Genomic DNA, 12,986 nt, shown 5'->3' on the forward strand with positions numbered 1-12,986 from the left:
CTGAGCCCGGGGCTACTGGTACTCAGTCTGCGACACCGCCGCAGGATCATCCGGCTTCGGCCGCAGCATCCGCATCAGGACGTCGGACCGTCGCACGAAATGCTGAAATAGCGCGCCGGCCACATGCAGCACTATCGCCACGAGCAGCGCATTAGTCATGAGGACATGGATCGAGCCGGCGCTCGGGACGGCGAGGAACCAGGCGATTAGGCCGCTCAGAGGAAGAAGGAGCAGCAATGCGTAAATCGCTACGTGAACCACCTCTGCGAAGAGCTGCAACAGCCGCGGTTCGTCCGACGGCGGCGGCGGTGCGCCGCGCGTCATGCGCAGACCGATGCGCGTCAGCGCCAGCAGAAGGACTAGCATACCTGAGGCAATGTGAAGATTGGTCAGCGCAGCCCCTTCGGCTGGCGGAAGTTCGTCGCGCTCCAGGGCGCGCCAGGCCGCCTCGATGCCGTTATGCGCGACATACTGAAAGGCAACGAGCACCACGACCGCCCAATGAAGGCCGATCTGGATCGACGAATAACCGGTCATTGTCTTCGGCATGGCAACACTCCCTGGTTTCCACGCAACGCGAACGCTGCCGTCGCGTTCCGCATCGCAAGATACGCGGCCATCAAGGCGCGGTCGCAACGGCCCTTCAACGTGCATGGTGAGCAAGGTTCGGTTGGCTGGGGCACAGTGAGGGAGGGGATGATCAGGCCGGACGCGAGGCGACAAGGAACAGCAATGCGGGAAAGCTCCGCGCGTCGCGCCACGGTTTTGGCGGTGTCAAGTCTGTCGCTTGCATCGTGCAGCGGAGTACAGTCTGCGCTGGATCCCGCGGGCGAGGAAGCGGTCCAAGTCGCTGCGCTGTTTTGGGTCATGACCATAGGCGGCTTGCTCATCTGGTCACTTGTTGTCGTCCTGTCTCTCTATGCGTCACGCTGGAAAGGCCGTCCGACCTCCGAAACATCCGCGGGCAAGTTGATTTTCTGGGGTGGCGTTGTCTTTCCGGTGGCGGTGCTGACGGCTCTCCTCTCCTATGCGCTATGGCTGATGCCTTCGCTTCGCCCATTCGCCGGCGGCGAGCAAGCAAGCCTGCGGGTCGAAGTCGTAGGCCATCAGTTCTGGTGGCGGGTCGTCTATCATCTGCCGGACAGAACTGCGGTCGTCTCCGCCAACGAAATCCGACTGCCCGTCGGCCAGCGCGTCGAATTCGAGTTGACCAGCGCCGACATGATCCACTCGTTCTGGATCCCAGTCCTCGGTGGCAAGATGGACCTCATCCCTGGCCGCACCAACCGCGTGTCGCTGAGCGCGACGAAGGTCGGCACCTACAGGGGCCAGTGCGCGGAGTTCTGCGGAACGTCGCATGCAAGGATGGCTTTCCCTGCCGTCGTGATGAAACAAGCCGACTTCGACGCTTGGCTCGACTCTCGCAGTCGCGTTTCGGTCGGGCTGGCGATGAACCCTGACGGCAGAGCCCTGTTCAAGCGAGCAGGCTGCGGCGACTGCCATGGCGTCGACGCCAGAGAGACAACCTCCGGCAAGGGCCCGGATCTGTCTCATGTCGGCTCGCGGCTCACGATAGGGGCCGGGTTTCTACCAAACGAGATCGACGCGTTGGCGCGGTTCATAGCCCATCCGGGTTCGGTGAAACCGGGCGCACTGATGCCAGCGTCGACGGATCTGTCTGCCGATGAAATCGACCAGATCGCGACCTGGCTGAAGGGGCTCCAATGAGCGACGCGCCCACTCTGACCCCTGAGAAGAGAGCCGAAGAGGAGCAACTCCGCGCTGTCTGGGCCAACCCATCCGGCTGGCGCTACTGGACCTCTGTCAACAACAGCCAGGTCGGCCTCTGGTACGGCTCGACAGCCTTCGCGTTTATGCTGTTTGCGGGACTGCTCGCACTGCTGGTCCGCGCCCAGCTCGCGGTACCAGAGAACGACCTGATCTCCGCCGAGCTCTACAACCAGGCCTATACGCTGCACGGCACGGTGATGATGTTCCTCTTCGCCGTGCCGATCTTTGAGGCAGTCGCAATCTTCTTGCTACCGCCAATGCTGGGCGCACGCGATATGCCGTTCCCGCGGCTGGGAGCTTTCGGGTTCTGGAGTTTCCTCATCGGCGGCGTCTTCGTCTGCGGCTCGATCTTTTTTGGAGCCGCGCCCAATAGCGGCTGGTTCATGTATCCGCCGCTGGCGACCTCGGAACAGGCGGGCATCGGGGCGGACATTTGGCTGCTCGGCCTGTCCTTCATCGAGGTCGCCTCGCTCGCCGCCGCCGTCGAACTGATCGTCGGTATCATGAAGTGCCGCGCGCCCGGCATGCGGGTCAACCTCATGCCGCTGTTCGCCTGGTATCTGCTGATCGTCGCCGGCATGATCGTCTTCGCCTTCCCGCCGCTGATCGCGGGCGACCTTCTGTTCGAAATGCAGCGCATGTTCGACTGGCCATTCTTCGATCCGGAGCGCGGTGGCGACCCGCTTCTATGGCAGCACCTGTTCTGGATCTTCGGCCATCCGGAGGTCTACATCATCTTCCTGCCCGCCATCGCGCTGCTGGCCATGATCATCCCGACTTTCTCCGGCCGGCCGATCATCGGCTATTCCTGGATCGTCCTCGCCGCCGTCGGCACCGGCTTCCTGTCTTTCGGCCTGTGGGTTCACCACATGTTCGCGACCGGTCTCCCGCAGATATCGCTGGCATTCTTCTCCGCTGCCTCCGAGGCGGTGGCGATCCCGACAGCGGTGCAGATCTTCGTATTCATCGCGACGATGCTCGCCGGACGGGTGATCTTCTCGACGCCGATGCTATTCGCTATGGGCGGCATCGCCATTTTCGTGATGGGAGGGCTAACCGGCGTGATGGTGGCGCTGGCCCCGTTCGACTGGCAAGCACACGACACCTATTTCATTGTGGCGCACCTGCACTACGTGCTGATCGGTGGCATGCTGTTCCCGGTCTTCGCCGGGCTCTACTACTACTACCCGCTGATCGACGGAAGGCACATGTCCGACAAGGTCGGCCGATTTGCCTTCTGGATGATGTTCTGCGGCTTCAACATTACCTTCTTTCCGATGCACCTGGCGGGCCTGCGTGGAATGCCGCGCCGGGTCTACACGTACCCCGCCGACATCGGATGGGACTGGTTCAATCTGATCTCGACCATGGGCGCCGTGGTTCTCGGCATCGGCATGTTCGCGGTCGTTGTCGACGTAACGTTACACCGGCGTCGACAGCCTAAGGGCGAGGTCAACCCCTGGAAGGCCGGCACGCTCGAATGGATCAGCGAGCCCGAGGAAAACTGGGGCGTTCGTTCGATCCCGCACATCGAGAGCCGTTACCCGCTGTGGGATCACGCGAGCCTCGCGCGCGAGGTGAAGGCTGGCGAGTGGTATCTTGCCGACGCCAGCGAAGGGCGGCGTGAGACGCTGGTGACGTCCGTCCTCGACGCTGAGCCGGAACAGGTGCTGCGTGTCAGCGGCACGTCCTATATGACTATTGTCAGCGCCGTGACGCTGGGTACCGTATTCGTGGCGCTTACCTTCAAATGGTGGATCGTTTCGCTTCTATCCGGCCTCGCCTTCATTGCAGCGGTCCTCTACTGGCTGTGGACCGGCACCGGAGAAATCCCGGAGAAGGATGAGAAGGACATTGGTCGCGGCATTCGTCTGCCGCTCTACTCGTCAGGTGTGAAATCGGCTGGCTGGTGGGCAATGTTCATCACCATGACCGGAGACGGCACAGCCTGCGCCAGCCTCGTCTTTGGCTACTTCTTTTTCTGGACGATCCATGAGGATTTCACCGGTGGACTGACCGGGCCAGGCGTCCTCTGGCCGATGATGGCGTTGGCGCTATTCGTGCTCGCCTGGGCGGCGACTGTCGTCGCGCGCGAGGTGAACCGCCGCGGCGGCAAGACCGCCGCCAGGATGCTGCTCGGCCTCGGGGGGGTGCTCTCCGCCGCTGGCTGTGCCGCCGCGCTTGCGGGGCCATGGACAACCGGAATGTATCCAACCGCCCACGTCTACCCGGCGATCGTCTGGATTCTCGTCATCTGGGCCGCGGTCCATGGCGCCCTGGGCATCATCATGCAACTCTATTGCCTTGCCCGCAGTTACGCTGGCCGCCTTACGCCGCGCTACGACATGGAACTGCACAATGTCGTTCTCTACTGGCACTTCATGCTGGTGACGGCACTGATCACCTTTTCGGTCGTCGGCCTGTTTCCGGAGGCCATCTGATGTGGCGAGTCCTGCCGAAAGAGATCGAATCCCTCTGGACTCTGTTCACCGCACCGGTGGTCTGGGCGCTGCATTTCCTCGCCTGCTATGTCGGCGCTGCGATCTTCTGCGAAAAGCCCAGCTTTCTTGGCAGCGACTTCGATAACCTGCGGATTGCCGTCGCCTCCATCACCGTGGTGGCTCTCGCGATGATTGTCGTGTCTGCCCTGCTTGCGTACCGACAATGGGGCTTTGGTACCGGCGACCCGCCGCATGACGAACCGACGCACCGCGACCGCGCGCTTTTCCAGGGTTATGCGACGCTGCTGCTTTCGGGTCTCAGTTTTGTGGCTGTCATCTTCACCGCTCTGCCGGCCCTGTTCGTGACCGAGTGCCTCCGGTGAGGTGGCTGGCGCTACCGACCGGGATCGCCGTGCTGGCGATGGTCTGGCTCGGACCGTTGCTGTCAGCGTGGCGCGAATCCTTCGCGTCCGGCATGGTTGCGCACATGGCGGTCGTGGCCGTTGCCTCGCCATTGATCGCGATCGGCCTTCCTGACCGCTGGCGTCCCGGACCCGGCATGCCGGCCGCGCTCCCGGTACTTGCTTCGCTGTTCGAACTGCTTGCGGTCTGGGGCTGGCACGCGCCGTCGCTGCGTGGAGTCGCGGAGACGTCTGTGGCGGGCACAATAGCGGAGCAGGCAACCTTCCTGCTCGCCGGAATATTCCTATGGACTACCAGCTTCGCCGTGCCCGGCGATCGCCTTCACGCGGCGATCGGCGCTGGGGCTCTGCTCCTCACGTCGATCCACATGACATTGCTCGGCGCGCTGCTCGCTCTCAGCCCGCGCCCTCTCTACGGTGTGGGCGAGGTGACTTGCTTTGGTCTCGTGCTCAATGCCGGCCAGGACCAGCAACTTGGAGGAGTGATCATGCTGGCAGTTGGAGCGGTCGTGTACCTCGCTGGCGGCCTTAGCCTTGTTGGTCGATTGCTGACCTCGACGCGAGGCGGTGTAAACGTCGTCTGATTTGGGACAGAAAGCAGTCAGACAGCTTTCGGTGTCAGTTTATGTGGTACGTTTATGTGGGATGAAGATGGCTACAGAACGAATATGGGATAAAATTCAGTTAGTTGGTTGGCGCACCCGACAGGATTCGAACCTGTGACCTCTGCCTTCGGAGGGCAGCACTCTATCCAGCTGAGCTACGGGTGCAGGCCGGTTTGATTCCGGCGATGCTGGTGGTGTGCGTCTCATAGCGGAACTCGCTCGCCGCTTCAACGGGCGTCGGTCGTTTTGGTGCGGGAGGCCAGATCCGTCGGTGGCGCCGCCTGGGCGCCGCTCGCTGGGCGATCGGGTTCGCCCTACAGATGGCAGCCGGGCTTGCGCTTCAGCGCCAGATATTCGTCGATGAGCTGGCGGTAGCGGGTTGGTCCGAAACTCGGGAAATGGCCGCCGTGCACGACCGAGACCGCAAGCCCGCGCATCCTCTCCAGTGTCTGCAGATAGTCATCCGCGTCGGAATGGTAGGCGTAGTCGATCAGCGGTCCGTCATAGACGATGTCGCCCGAAAGCAGCACGCCGGTGGCGCGTTCGAAAAGCGCGATGCCGCCCGGCGAATGGCCCGGCGTGTGGATCACCTCGAAGGCGCGGTCGCCGAGATCGACCACGTCGCCGGCTTCCAGGATGCGTCCGGCGGGCGCTGCCTCGACGCGGTAGCGCGCCGCGTCCCAGCCCTCCGGCGGGACGATGAACATCTCGTCGGTGGCGTAGCGGTCGGCGAGCGTCCAGTCGTTGCGCGGATCGGCGAGGATCGCCGCCTCCGCCCTGTGCACGCAGCGGTCCGGAAATTCGTGGTGGCAGCCTATGTGGTCGAAATGCGTGTGGCTGGCGACGCAGGCGAGCTCTCGCTCGCCGACCAGCGGTACGTGTCGCCGCAGGCTGAAATGGCCGAGCCCGCTGTCGAAGAGCAGGTCGCGGTCGCGCCCGCGCACATGCCAGATGTTGCAGCGGAAGAAGGGCTTTATCCACGGCTCGTGGATCAGCGTCACGCCGTCGCCCAGGCGTATGGTCTCGTACCACCGCGCCGCCTCGATCGCCTCGGTCATCGCGCTGGCCCGGCGTCAGCGCGACAGGATGATCATGTCGCCCGGCACCGCATGCAGTTCGACCGTGTCGCCGACGGCGACGGGCTGATTGGAGCGGACCTTGGCGATGAAGCTCACATCCGGGCTCTTGATGGAGACGGCCGAGACGCGCTTGAAGCTGCCCTGGAAGACGACGTCGACCACCTTCGCCTCGCCGAGGGAGATGGAGCCAGCCTGCGGCGCCAGCGTGATATGCTCGGGACGGATCGCCAGCGACACGTCGAAGCCCGGTTCGCCGGCCGCCTGCACCGAAACCGGGCCGACCTGCGTGTCAATCCTGATCTCGTCCATGCCGAGATCCAGAACCTTGCCCGACAGCAGGGTCGATTCGCCCATGAAGGTGGCGCTGAAGCGCGAGGCCGGCCGGGAATAGACGCGCTCGGGCGGTCCCTGGTCCTCGATGCGGCCGTTGTTCATGACGACGCAGTGGTCGGCCAGCGCCATCGCCTCCTCCTGGTCGTGGGTGACGTGGATGAAGGCGGTGCCGACGCGTTTCTGCAGCGCCTTCAGCTCGTCCTGCATCTGGCGGCGCAGCTTCAGGTCGAGCGCGCCGAGCGGCTCGTCGAGGAGGAGGACGGCTGGTTCGACGACCAGCGCACGGGCCAGCGCCACGCGCTGCCGCTGCCCGCCGGAAAGCTGGTGCGGCATCTTGCCGAAGGCATCGGCGAGGCCGACCATCGCCAGGATGTCGCGCGCCCGTCCGATGCGCTTGGCGCGCGGCGCCCCGCGCATCCTGAGGCCGAAGCCGACATTGTTGCCGACGCTGAGGTGCGGGAACAGCGCATAATCCTGGAAGACGGTGGCGGTCGGGCGGCGCGCCGGCGGCATGCGCGTGAAATCGTTGCCGCGGATGACGACGCCGCCTTCGCTCGGATGGACGAAGCCGCCGATGATCGACAGCAGCGTCGTCTTGCCGGAGCCCGACGGCCCGAGCAGCACCGTATAGCTGCCGGATTCCACGTTGAGCGACACGTCGTCGAGCGCCTTGTGGCTGCCGAAGCTGTGCGAGACCTTTCGGATTTCAACCAGTGGGCCGGTCATTGGCGGCGTCTCCGGAGGAAGGCGAGTTCGAGCAGCAGGGCAAGGACGATCGAGACGGCGAACACCATCGAGCCGACTGCGTTGGTTCTCGGGTTCAGGCCGGACCGCAGCATGTTCCAGATCTCGACCGGCAGCGTGGTGTCGAAGCGCGTCAGCAGGAAGGCGATGACGAACTCGTCCCAGGAGAAGGTCATCGACAGGAAGAAGGCGGCGAAGATCGCCGGCCACATAACAGGCACGCTGACCAGGAACAGCACTTTCCATTCAGGCGCGCCGAGGTCGCGCGCGGCGCGCTCGATGTTCACCTGGTGGTCGCCCATCTGGCTGTAGATGATGGCGAAGCAGAGCGGCAGGTTGATCACCACATGGCCGATGCCGGCAGCAATCAGCGATTTCGGCACGCCCGCCCAGTTGAACAGGATCAGCAACCCCATCCCGATGATGAGGTAGCTCACCGTCAGCGGCAGCGTGATCAGCCCGCGCAGCAGCCCGGAGCGGGGCAGATGGTAGCGGGCAAAGCCCCAGGCGGCGAGAAAGCCGAGCGTGACGGCGGCGAGCGACGAAAGTAGCGCGACGAGCACGGAGTTGATCAGTGCCGAGGTCAGCCGCTGGTCGGCGAGCACCGCCTCGTACCAGCGCAGCGACGGGCCGGTGAAGGGCGGGATGGGGAAGGAGGTCGCCTGCAGCGAGAAGAGGACGAGCACGATGACGGGCAGGAAGATGAAGCCGTAGACGGCCAGCGCGTAGGCCGAGACGAGGAGCTTTGCCAGGACGCGCATCAGGCCCGCTCGATCTTCAGCCAGCGGGCGCAGAACAGGTAGGCGAGCGTCACCACCGCCATCAGGACGATGGCGAGCGCGGAAGCCAGCGGGAAGTCGCCGCGCCGGCCGATCTGCATCATGATGAGCTGCGGCATCAGCAGTTCGTTGTTGCCGCCGAGGATCTGCGGCGTGATGTAGTCGCCGATGGCGAGCACGAAGGTGAGGAACGCCCCCACCACGATGCCGGGCAGCGTCAGCGGCAGGATGACATGCAGGAAGGTGCGCACCGGCCCGGCGCCGAGATCGGCGGCCGCGCGGCGATAGGAGGGGCTGAGCTGCTTGAGGTTGGCGAAGATGGTCAGCGTCAGGAGCATGACGAAGAAATGCACGAAGCCGATGACGGTGGCGGCGCGCGTGTTGGCGAGCTGCATCGGCTCCGAGAGCAGCCCGGAGCCGGTCAGCGCGCGGTTGACGACGCCGTTTTCCGACAGCACCAGGAGCCAGCTGTAGGAGCGCACCACATAGGAGGTCCAGAAAGGCAGCACGGCCAGCACCAGCGCCAGCCGCTGCAGGCGCAGCGGCACCACCTCGGCCAGGATCCAGGCGAAGGGATAGGCGAGGAGCACCGAGATGACGGTCACCGTCAGCGTCACCTCGAGCGAGTTGACCAGCGCGCGCCAGTAGCTCGGATTGCCGAAGAACTGCCGGTAGTTCGCCAGCGTCGCCGCGCCGCCGTCATGTTCGAGCAGGCTGAGCACGACCATGGCGATGAAAGGCAGGACGAAGAACACAAGCGTCCACAACAGCGCTGGGGTGACCAGCGCCCAGGGCAAGAGCCGGCCGGGCGTCGTTGCGTTCACACGTTCTGTTTATTGCGCCTGGAGCATCTCTGTCCAGACATCCTGCATCTTCTTGTCGAGTGCCGCGTCGGGCGCCGGATAGGCCTGCGCGCGTGCCAGGAATTCCGGCTGCTCGTCGAAACGCAGCGTCTTCTTCTCCTCCTCGGTCAGCGCTGCCTTGGAATTCGCCGGCATGCCCCAGTAGCAGGAGGAGGTGGCGAGCCGCGCCTGGCCCTCCGGCGAGAGGATGTACTGGATGAATTTCAGCGCCAGGTCCTTGTTCTTGGAATCCTTGAACATGGCGAGCGCCTGCGACCACAGCACCGCGCCCTCTTTCGGAATGGAGAAGTCGAGCGCCGGGTTCTCCTTGGCCAGCCCTGCCGTCACGAACTCGCCGCCGCCGACGAGGATATCGACCTCGCCGGTGCCGAGCGCAGTCTGGCTGGCGACGATCTCGCCGACCAGCTTGGCGTTGCCTTTCATCTTCATCAGCACGTCGCGGATGGCCGGCAGGTCGGCCTCAGTCAGCTCGGCCGTCTTCTTGCCGATGGACAGCGCCGCCATGCCGATGACCGGCAGGTAGTAATCGTAGATGGCGATGCGGCCCTTGTATTTCGGGTCGATGAGCGACGCCAGCGACTGCATGTCGGCCGGGTCGACCTTCTCCTTGTTGTAGGCGATCGTGTTGTAGCCGAACTTTTCCGTGATGCCGTAGCGTTTGCCGTCGATCACGGTGTAGTTGTCGAGCTTCACCTCGGGGAACAGATCGGCGAAGGGAAGCTGGTCCTCCGGCAGCGGCTCGAACAGGCCCTTTTCGACGCCGCGCCGGACGTCGATCGAATCGATCACCATCACGTCCCAGTCGCCAGGCTGCGATTGCTCGACCAGCGCCAGGCCGGCGCCGGTGCCCTCGAATTCCTTGACGTTGACCTTGACGCCGTTGGCTTCCTCGAATGGCTGCAGCAGCGCCGGATCGGCATGGTCGCACCAGATCAGCGCGTTGAGTTCCTGGCTGGACGCCGGCGAGGCGGCGAGGATGGCAAGCGCTGCTGCGGCGAGCGCGGAGGCGCGGATATGCTTCGCGAGGACGGATTTCATCGGAGTTCTCCCATTGCCGTTCGGCTTGTTTGAGGAAAAACTGAACCAATTCCAAACTTGAGTCAATTCCAGATTCAGGGCAGTCTGGCGCCGCATGAGCGGCTTGCGCGAAAGACAAAGGGCGGACAGGCATCGGCGCATCCTCGAGGCGGCGGCGGCGCTGTTCCGCGAATCCGGCTATGAGGGCGCGAAGATCGAGGCGATAGCGACTGAGGCCGAGGTCTCGGTCGGCACCATCTACAACTACTACCGCAATAAGGGCGACATCCTCGTCGCCATCGTCTCGATGGAGGTGAACGAGGTGCTGAACGCCGGTCGCGGCGTCGTCGCATCGCCGCCCCGAAACGTCGCTGATGCCATCGACGTGCTGATCGGCGGCTATATCGACCATTCCCTGATCTATCTCTCGAAGGCGATGTGGCGGCAGGCGATGGCAACGTCGACGCAGCAGCCCGACAGTCCGTTCGGCAAGACCTATGCGGCGCTCGACCACGGGCTCGCCGACCAGACCTGCGAACTGGTCGAGCGGCTGAAGGGCCTCGGCCTGGTCAGGCCGGAGACGGATGTCCGCTCGGCGGGCGAGATCATCTTCAACAACATGAACATGATGTTCATTGAGTTCGTGAAGCAGGAGGCGATGCCGCTCGAGCAGTTGCGCGCCGCGATCCGGCGCCAGAACGACGTGCTTGTCGGCGCCATCGCGGGATGAAGGACGCGGCGGTCTGGCCGCTGGCTCGGCGAAGATCCTGCCGCAGCGCCGTGGAACGCTCGCCGCTATTCGGCGTCGCGGCCTTCCTCGAAGCGCTTCAGCTCCTCCAGCACCGGCATCGAGACGATGTGGTAGCCGGAATCGACGTAGTGGATCTCGCCGGTGACGCCTGACGACAGCTCGGAAAGCAGATAGAGCGCCGAGCCGCCGACCTCGTCGATGGTGACGGTGCGGCGGAGCGGCGAGTTGCGCTGCTGGTAGGACAGCATCTGGCGCGAATCGGCGATGCCGGCGCCGGCCAGCGTGCGGATCGGGCCGGCCGAGATCGCGTTCACGCGGATGTTCTTCGGCCCGTAGTCGCTGGCGAGGTAGCGGACACTGGCCTCCAGGCCGGCCTTGGCCACGCCCATGACGTTGTAGTTTGGCATGATGCGCACCGAGCCTGCATAGGTCAGTGTGATCATCGCGCCGCCGTCCGCCATCAGGGGCGCCGCGTGCCGGGCGCATTCGGTGAAGGAATAGCAGGAGATCACCATGGTGCGCACGAAGTTCTCGCGGCTGGTGTCTGCGTAGAGGCCCTTGAGCTCGTTCTTGTCGGAGAAGCCGATGGCGTGGACGAGGAAGTCGAGCCGGCCCCATTCGGCGCGCAGCGTCTCGAACACCGATGCGATCGAGGCGCTGTCCTCGACGTCGCACGGCAGCAGCAGCGACGAGCCGAGCTTCTCGGCCAGCGGTTTCACGCGGCGGCCGAACGCCTCGCCCTGGTAGGTGAAGGCGAGCTCGGCGCCCGCTTCGGAAAGTTTTTTTGCGATGCCCCAGGCGATCGAATGGTCGTTCGCGACGCCCATGATGAGCCCGCGCTTGCCGTTCATCAGCTGACCCATCCGGTTGGCTCCTATGCGCTGTAGCGCTGGAAGACCAGCGTCGCGTTGGTGCCGCCGAAGCCGAAGGAGTTGGACAGCACCGTGTCGATCTTGGCGTCGTCGATGCGCTTCCTGACGATCGGCATACCCTCGAATTCGGGATCGAGTTCAGTGATATGCGCGCTTTCGCCGATGAACCGGCCCTGCATCATCAGGATCGAATAGATGGATTCCTGCACGCCGGCCGCGCCCAGAGAATGGCCGGTGAGGGACTTGGTCGAGGTGATGTGGGGGATCCTGTCGCCGAACACCTCGCCGATCGCCCCCATCTCCTTGGAGTCGCCAACCGGCGTCGAGGTGCCGTGGGTGTTGATGTAGTCGATCGGCTGCTTCACCGTTGCGATCGCCTGGCGCATGCAGCGGATCGCTCCCTCGCCAGACGGCGCGACCATGTCGTAGCCGTCTGAAGTGGCGCCGTAGCCGACCAGTTCGCAATAGATCTTGGCACCGCGCGCCTTGGCGTGCTCGAGTTCCTCGAGTACCAGCACGCCGGCGCCGCCGGCGATGACGAAGCCGTCGCGGGTCACGTCATAGGCGCGAGACGCGCTCGACGGCGTGTCGTTGTGCTTGGAAGACATCGCGCCCATCGCGTCGAACAGGTTCGACATAGTCCAGTCCAGGTCCTCGTGGCCGCCGGCGAACATGACGTCCTGCTTGCCCCACTGGATCATCTCGGCGGCGTTGCCGATGCAGTGCGCCGAGGTCGAGCAGGCCGACGAGATCGAATAGTTGACGCCGTGGATCTTGAACCAGGTGGCGAGCGTGGCCGAAGCCGTCGACGACATCGCCTTCGGCACCGCGAACGGTCCGATGCGCTTCGGGCTGTTGTTCTTCAGCGTGGTTTCGGCGGCTTCCACAATGGTGCGGGTGGAGGGACCGCCCGAACCCATGATGATGCCGGTGCGCTCGTTGCCGGACACGTCGCCTTCCTCGAGGCCGCTGTCGGCGATCGCCTGCTTCATGGCGACGTGGTTCCACATGCCGCCCTGCGACAGGAACCGGGCGGCGCGGCGGTCCACCAGTTCGGTCGGGTCGAGCTTCGGCGCGCCCCACACCTGGCAGCGGAAGCCGTGCTCGGCGAAGCTCTCCGAGAAGCTGATGCCGGATTTCGCATCGCGCAGCGACGCCGTGACTTCATCCGCATCGCTGCCGATGGACGACACGATGCCAAGGCCGGTGACGACCACTCGTCTCATCAAAAAACTCCTCGTCGTCGGGACCGGCTCATCGCTTCACGTCGATGAACTGATCCAACCTCT

Annotated in this window: 13 protein-coding genes and 1 tRNA gene; 5 read left to right on the forward strand and 9 right to left on the reverse strand. The window is 64.3% G+C overall.

The window, feature by feature from the left end; translation table 11 throughout:
- Window positions 1–12: 12 nt before the first annotated feature.
- The gene (locus D8676_RS01840; protein WP_183096929.1) at window positions 13–537 is read right to left on the reverse strand and encodes a cytochrome b/b6 domain-containing protein; all 525 of its coding nucleotides are present in this window, start codon (window positions 535–537) and stop codon (window positions 13–15) included.
- Here D8676_RS01840 and coxB point away from each other — a divergent pair.
- The 4 genes from coxB to D8676_RS01860 are packed head-to-tail and all read left to right on the forward strand — an operon-like array spanning window position 502 to window position 5,238.
- Window positions 502–1,728: a cytochrome c oxidase subunit II gene (gene coxB, locus D8676_RS01845; protein WP_245426518.1), complete on the forward strand. Its 1,227-nt coding sequence runs from the start codon at window positions 502–504 to the stop codon at window positions 1,726–1,728. The genes D8676_RS01840 and coxB overlap by 36 nt on opposite strands.
- The gene (ctaD, locus tag D8676_RS01850) at window positions 1,725–4,232 is read left to right on the forward strand and encodes a cytochrome c oxidase subunit I (protein WP_121579120.1); all 2,508 of its coding nucleotides are present in this window, start codon (window positions 1,725–1,727) and stop codon (window positions 4,230–4,232) included. Before coxB ends, ctaD begins: the two co-directional genes overlap by 4 nt.
- On the forward strand, window positions 4,232–4,615 hold the full coding sequence (locus D8676_RS01855; protein ID WP_121579121.1) for a hypothetical protein: 384 nt from the start codon (window positions 4,232–4,234) through the stop codon (window positions 4,613–4,615). The genes ctaD and D8676_RS01855 overlap by 1 nt, the downstream gene beginning before the upstream one ends.
- Window positions 4,612–5,238 carry a cytochrome c oxidase assembly protein gene (locus D8676_RS01860; protein WP_348628991.1) on the forward strand — a complete coding sequence of 209 codons (627 nt, stop codon included), beginning with the start codon at window positions 4,612–4,614 and terminating at the stop codon, window positions 5,236–5,238. The genes D8676_RS01855 and D8676_RS01860 overlap by 4 nt, the downstream gene beginning before the upstream one ends.
- A gap of 109 nt (window positions 5,239–5,347) precedes the next feature.
- On the opposite strand, the gene D8676_RS01865 is transcribed toward D8676_RS01860, so the two are convergent.
- The 6 genes from D8676_RS01865 to D8676_RS01890 form a co-directional block, all read right to left on the reverse strand.
- Window positions 5,348–5,424, reverse strand: a tRNA-Arg gene (locus D8676_RS01865).
- 149 nt (window positions 5,425–5,573) lie between these two features.
- A complete protein-coding gene (locus D8676_RS01870; RefSeq protein ID WP_121579123.1) occupies window positions 5,574–6,317 on the reverse strand; it encodes an MBL fold metallo-hydrolase in 744 nt (247 codons plus the stop codon).
- Window positions 6,318–6,332: 15 nt separating this feature from the next.
- Window positions 6,333–7,397 carry an ABC transporter ATP-binding protein gene (locus tag D8676_RS01875; protein ID WP_121579124.1) on the reverse strand — a complete coding sequence of 355 codons (1,065 nt, stop codon included), beginning with the start codon at window positions 7,395–7,397 and terminating at the stop codon, window positions 6,333–6,335.
- Complete coding sequence (locus tag D8676_RS01880; RefSeq protein WP_121579125.1) at window positions 7,394–8,176, reverse strand: ABC transporter permease; 783 nt, start codon at window positions 8,174–8,176, stop codon at window positions 7,394–7,396. The genes D8676_RS01875 and D8676_RS01880 overlap by 4 nt, the downstream gene beginning before the upstream one ends.
- Window positions 8,176–9,018: an ABC transporter permease gene (locus tag D8676_RS01885; protein ID WP_121579126.1), complete on the reverse strand. Its 843-nt coding sequence runs from the start codon at window positions 9,016–9,018 to the stop codon at window positions 8,176–8,178. The genes D8676_RS01880 and D8676_RS01885 overlap by 1 nt, the downstream gene beginning before the upstream one ends.
- Window positions 9,019–9,027: 9 nt before the next feature.
- The gene (locus tag D8676_RS01890) at window positions 9,028–10,095 is read right to left on the reverse strand and encodes a spermidine/putrescine ABC transporter substrate-binding protein (RefSeq protein ID WP_121579127.1); all 1,068 of its coding nucleotides are present in this window, start codon (window positions 10,093–10,095) and stop codon (window positions 9,028–9,030) included.
- A 94-nt stretch (window positions 10,096–10,189) separates the two neighbouring features.
- On the opposite strand from D8676_RS01890, the gene D8676_RS01895 reads away from it, so the two are divergent.
- Entirely contained in the window at window positions 10,190–10,804 is a 615-nt protein-coding gene (locus tag D8676_RS01895; protein ID WP_121579128.1) for a TetR/AcrR family transcriptional regulator, read from the forward strand.
- Between the two features lie 65 nt (window positions 10,805–10,869).
- Here D8676_RS01895 and fabI read toward each other — a convergent pair whose 3' ends face one another.
- Complete coding sequence (gene fabI / locus D8676_RS01900) at window positions 10,870–11,688, reverse strand: enoyl-ACP reductase FabI (RefSeq protein WP_121579129.1); 819 nt, start codon at window positions 11,686–11,688, stop codon at window positions 10,870–10,872.
- An 11-nt stretch (window positions 11,689–11,699) separates the two neighbouring features.
- Window positions 11,700–12,923 (reverse strand): beta-ketoacyl-ACP synthase I, encoded by a 1,224-nt coding sequence (gene fabB / locus D8676_RS01905; RefSeq protein ID WP_121579130.1) that lies wholly within the window; start codon window positions 12,921–12,923, stop codon window positions 11,700–11,702.
- Between the last annotated feature and the right edge of the window lie 63 nt (window positions 12,924–12,986).

The sequence above is a fragment of the Mesorhizobium sp. YM1C-6-2 genome, from assembly GCF_003666685.1.
GTDB lineage: Bacteria > Pseudomonadota > Alphaproteobacteria > Rhizobiales > Rhizobiaceae > Mesorhizobium_K.

Coding starts and splice junctions, on each gene's coding strand:
- coxB (WP_245426518.1), top strand. CDS start 502: ATGAAGGCCGATCTGGATCGACGAATAACCGGTCATTGTCTTCGGCAT.
- D8676_RS01840 (WP_183096929.1), bottom strand. CDS start 537: ATGACCGGTTATTCGTCGATCCAGATCGGCCTTCATTGGGCGGTCGTG.
- ctaD (WP_121579120.1), top strand. CDS start 1,725: ATGAGCGACGCGCCCACTCTGACCCCTGAGAAGAGAGCCGAAGAGGAG.
- D8676_RS01855 (WP_121579121.1), top strand. CDS start 4,232: ATGTGGCGAGTCCTGCCGAAAGAGATCGAATCCCTCTGGACTCTGTTC.
- D8676_RS01870 (WP_121579123.1), bottom strand. CDS start 6,317: ATGACCGAGGCGATCGAGGCGGCGCGGTGGTACGAGACCATACGCCTG.
- D8676_RS01875 (WP_121579124.1), bottom strand. CDS start 7,397: ATGACCGGCCCACTGGTTGAAATCCGAAAGGTCTCGCACAGCTTCGGC.
- D8676_RS01880 (WP_121579125.1), bottom strand. CDS start 8,176: ATGCGCGTCCTGGCAAAGCTCCTCGTCTCGGCCTACGCGCTGGCCGTC.
- D8676_RS01890 (WP_121579127.1), bottom strand. CDS start 10,095: ATGAAATCCGTCCTCGCGAAGCATATCCGCGCCTCCGCGCTCGCCGCA.
- D8676_RS01895 (WP_121579128.1), top strand. CDS start 10,190: ATGAGCGGCTTGCGCGAAAGACAAAGGGCGGACAGGCATCGGCGCATC.
- fabI (WP_121579129.1), bottom strand. CDS start 11,688: ATGGGTCAGCTGATGAACGGCAAGCGCGGGCTCATCATGGGCGTCGCG.
- fabB (WP_121579130.1), bottom strand. CDS start 12,923: ATGAGACGAGTGGTCGTCACCGGCCTTGGCATCGTGTCGTCCATCGGC.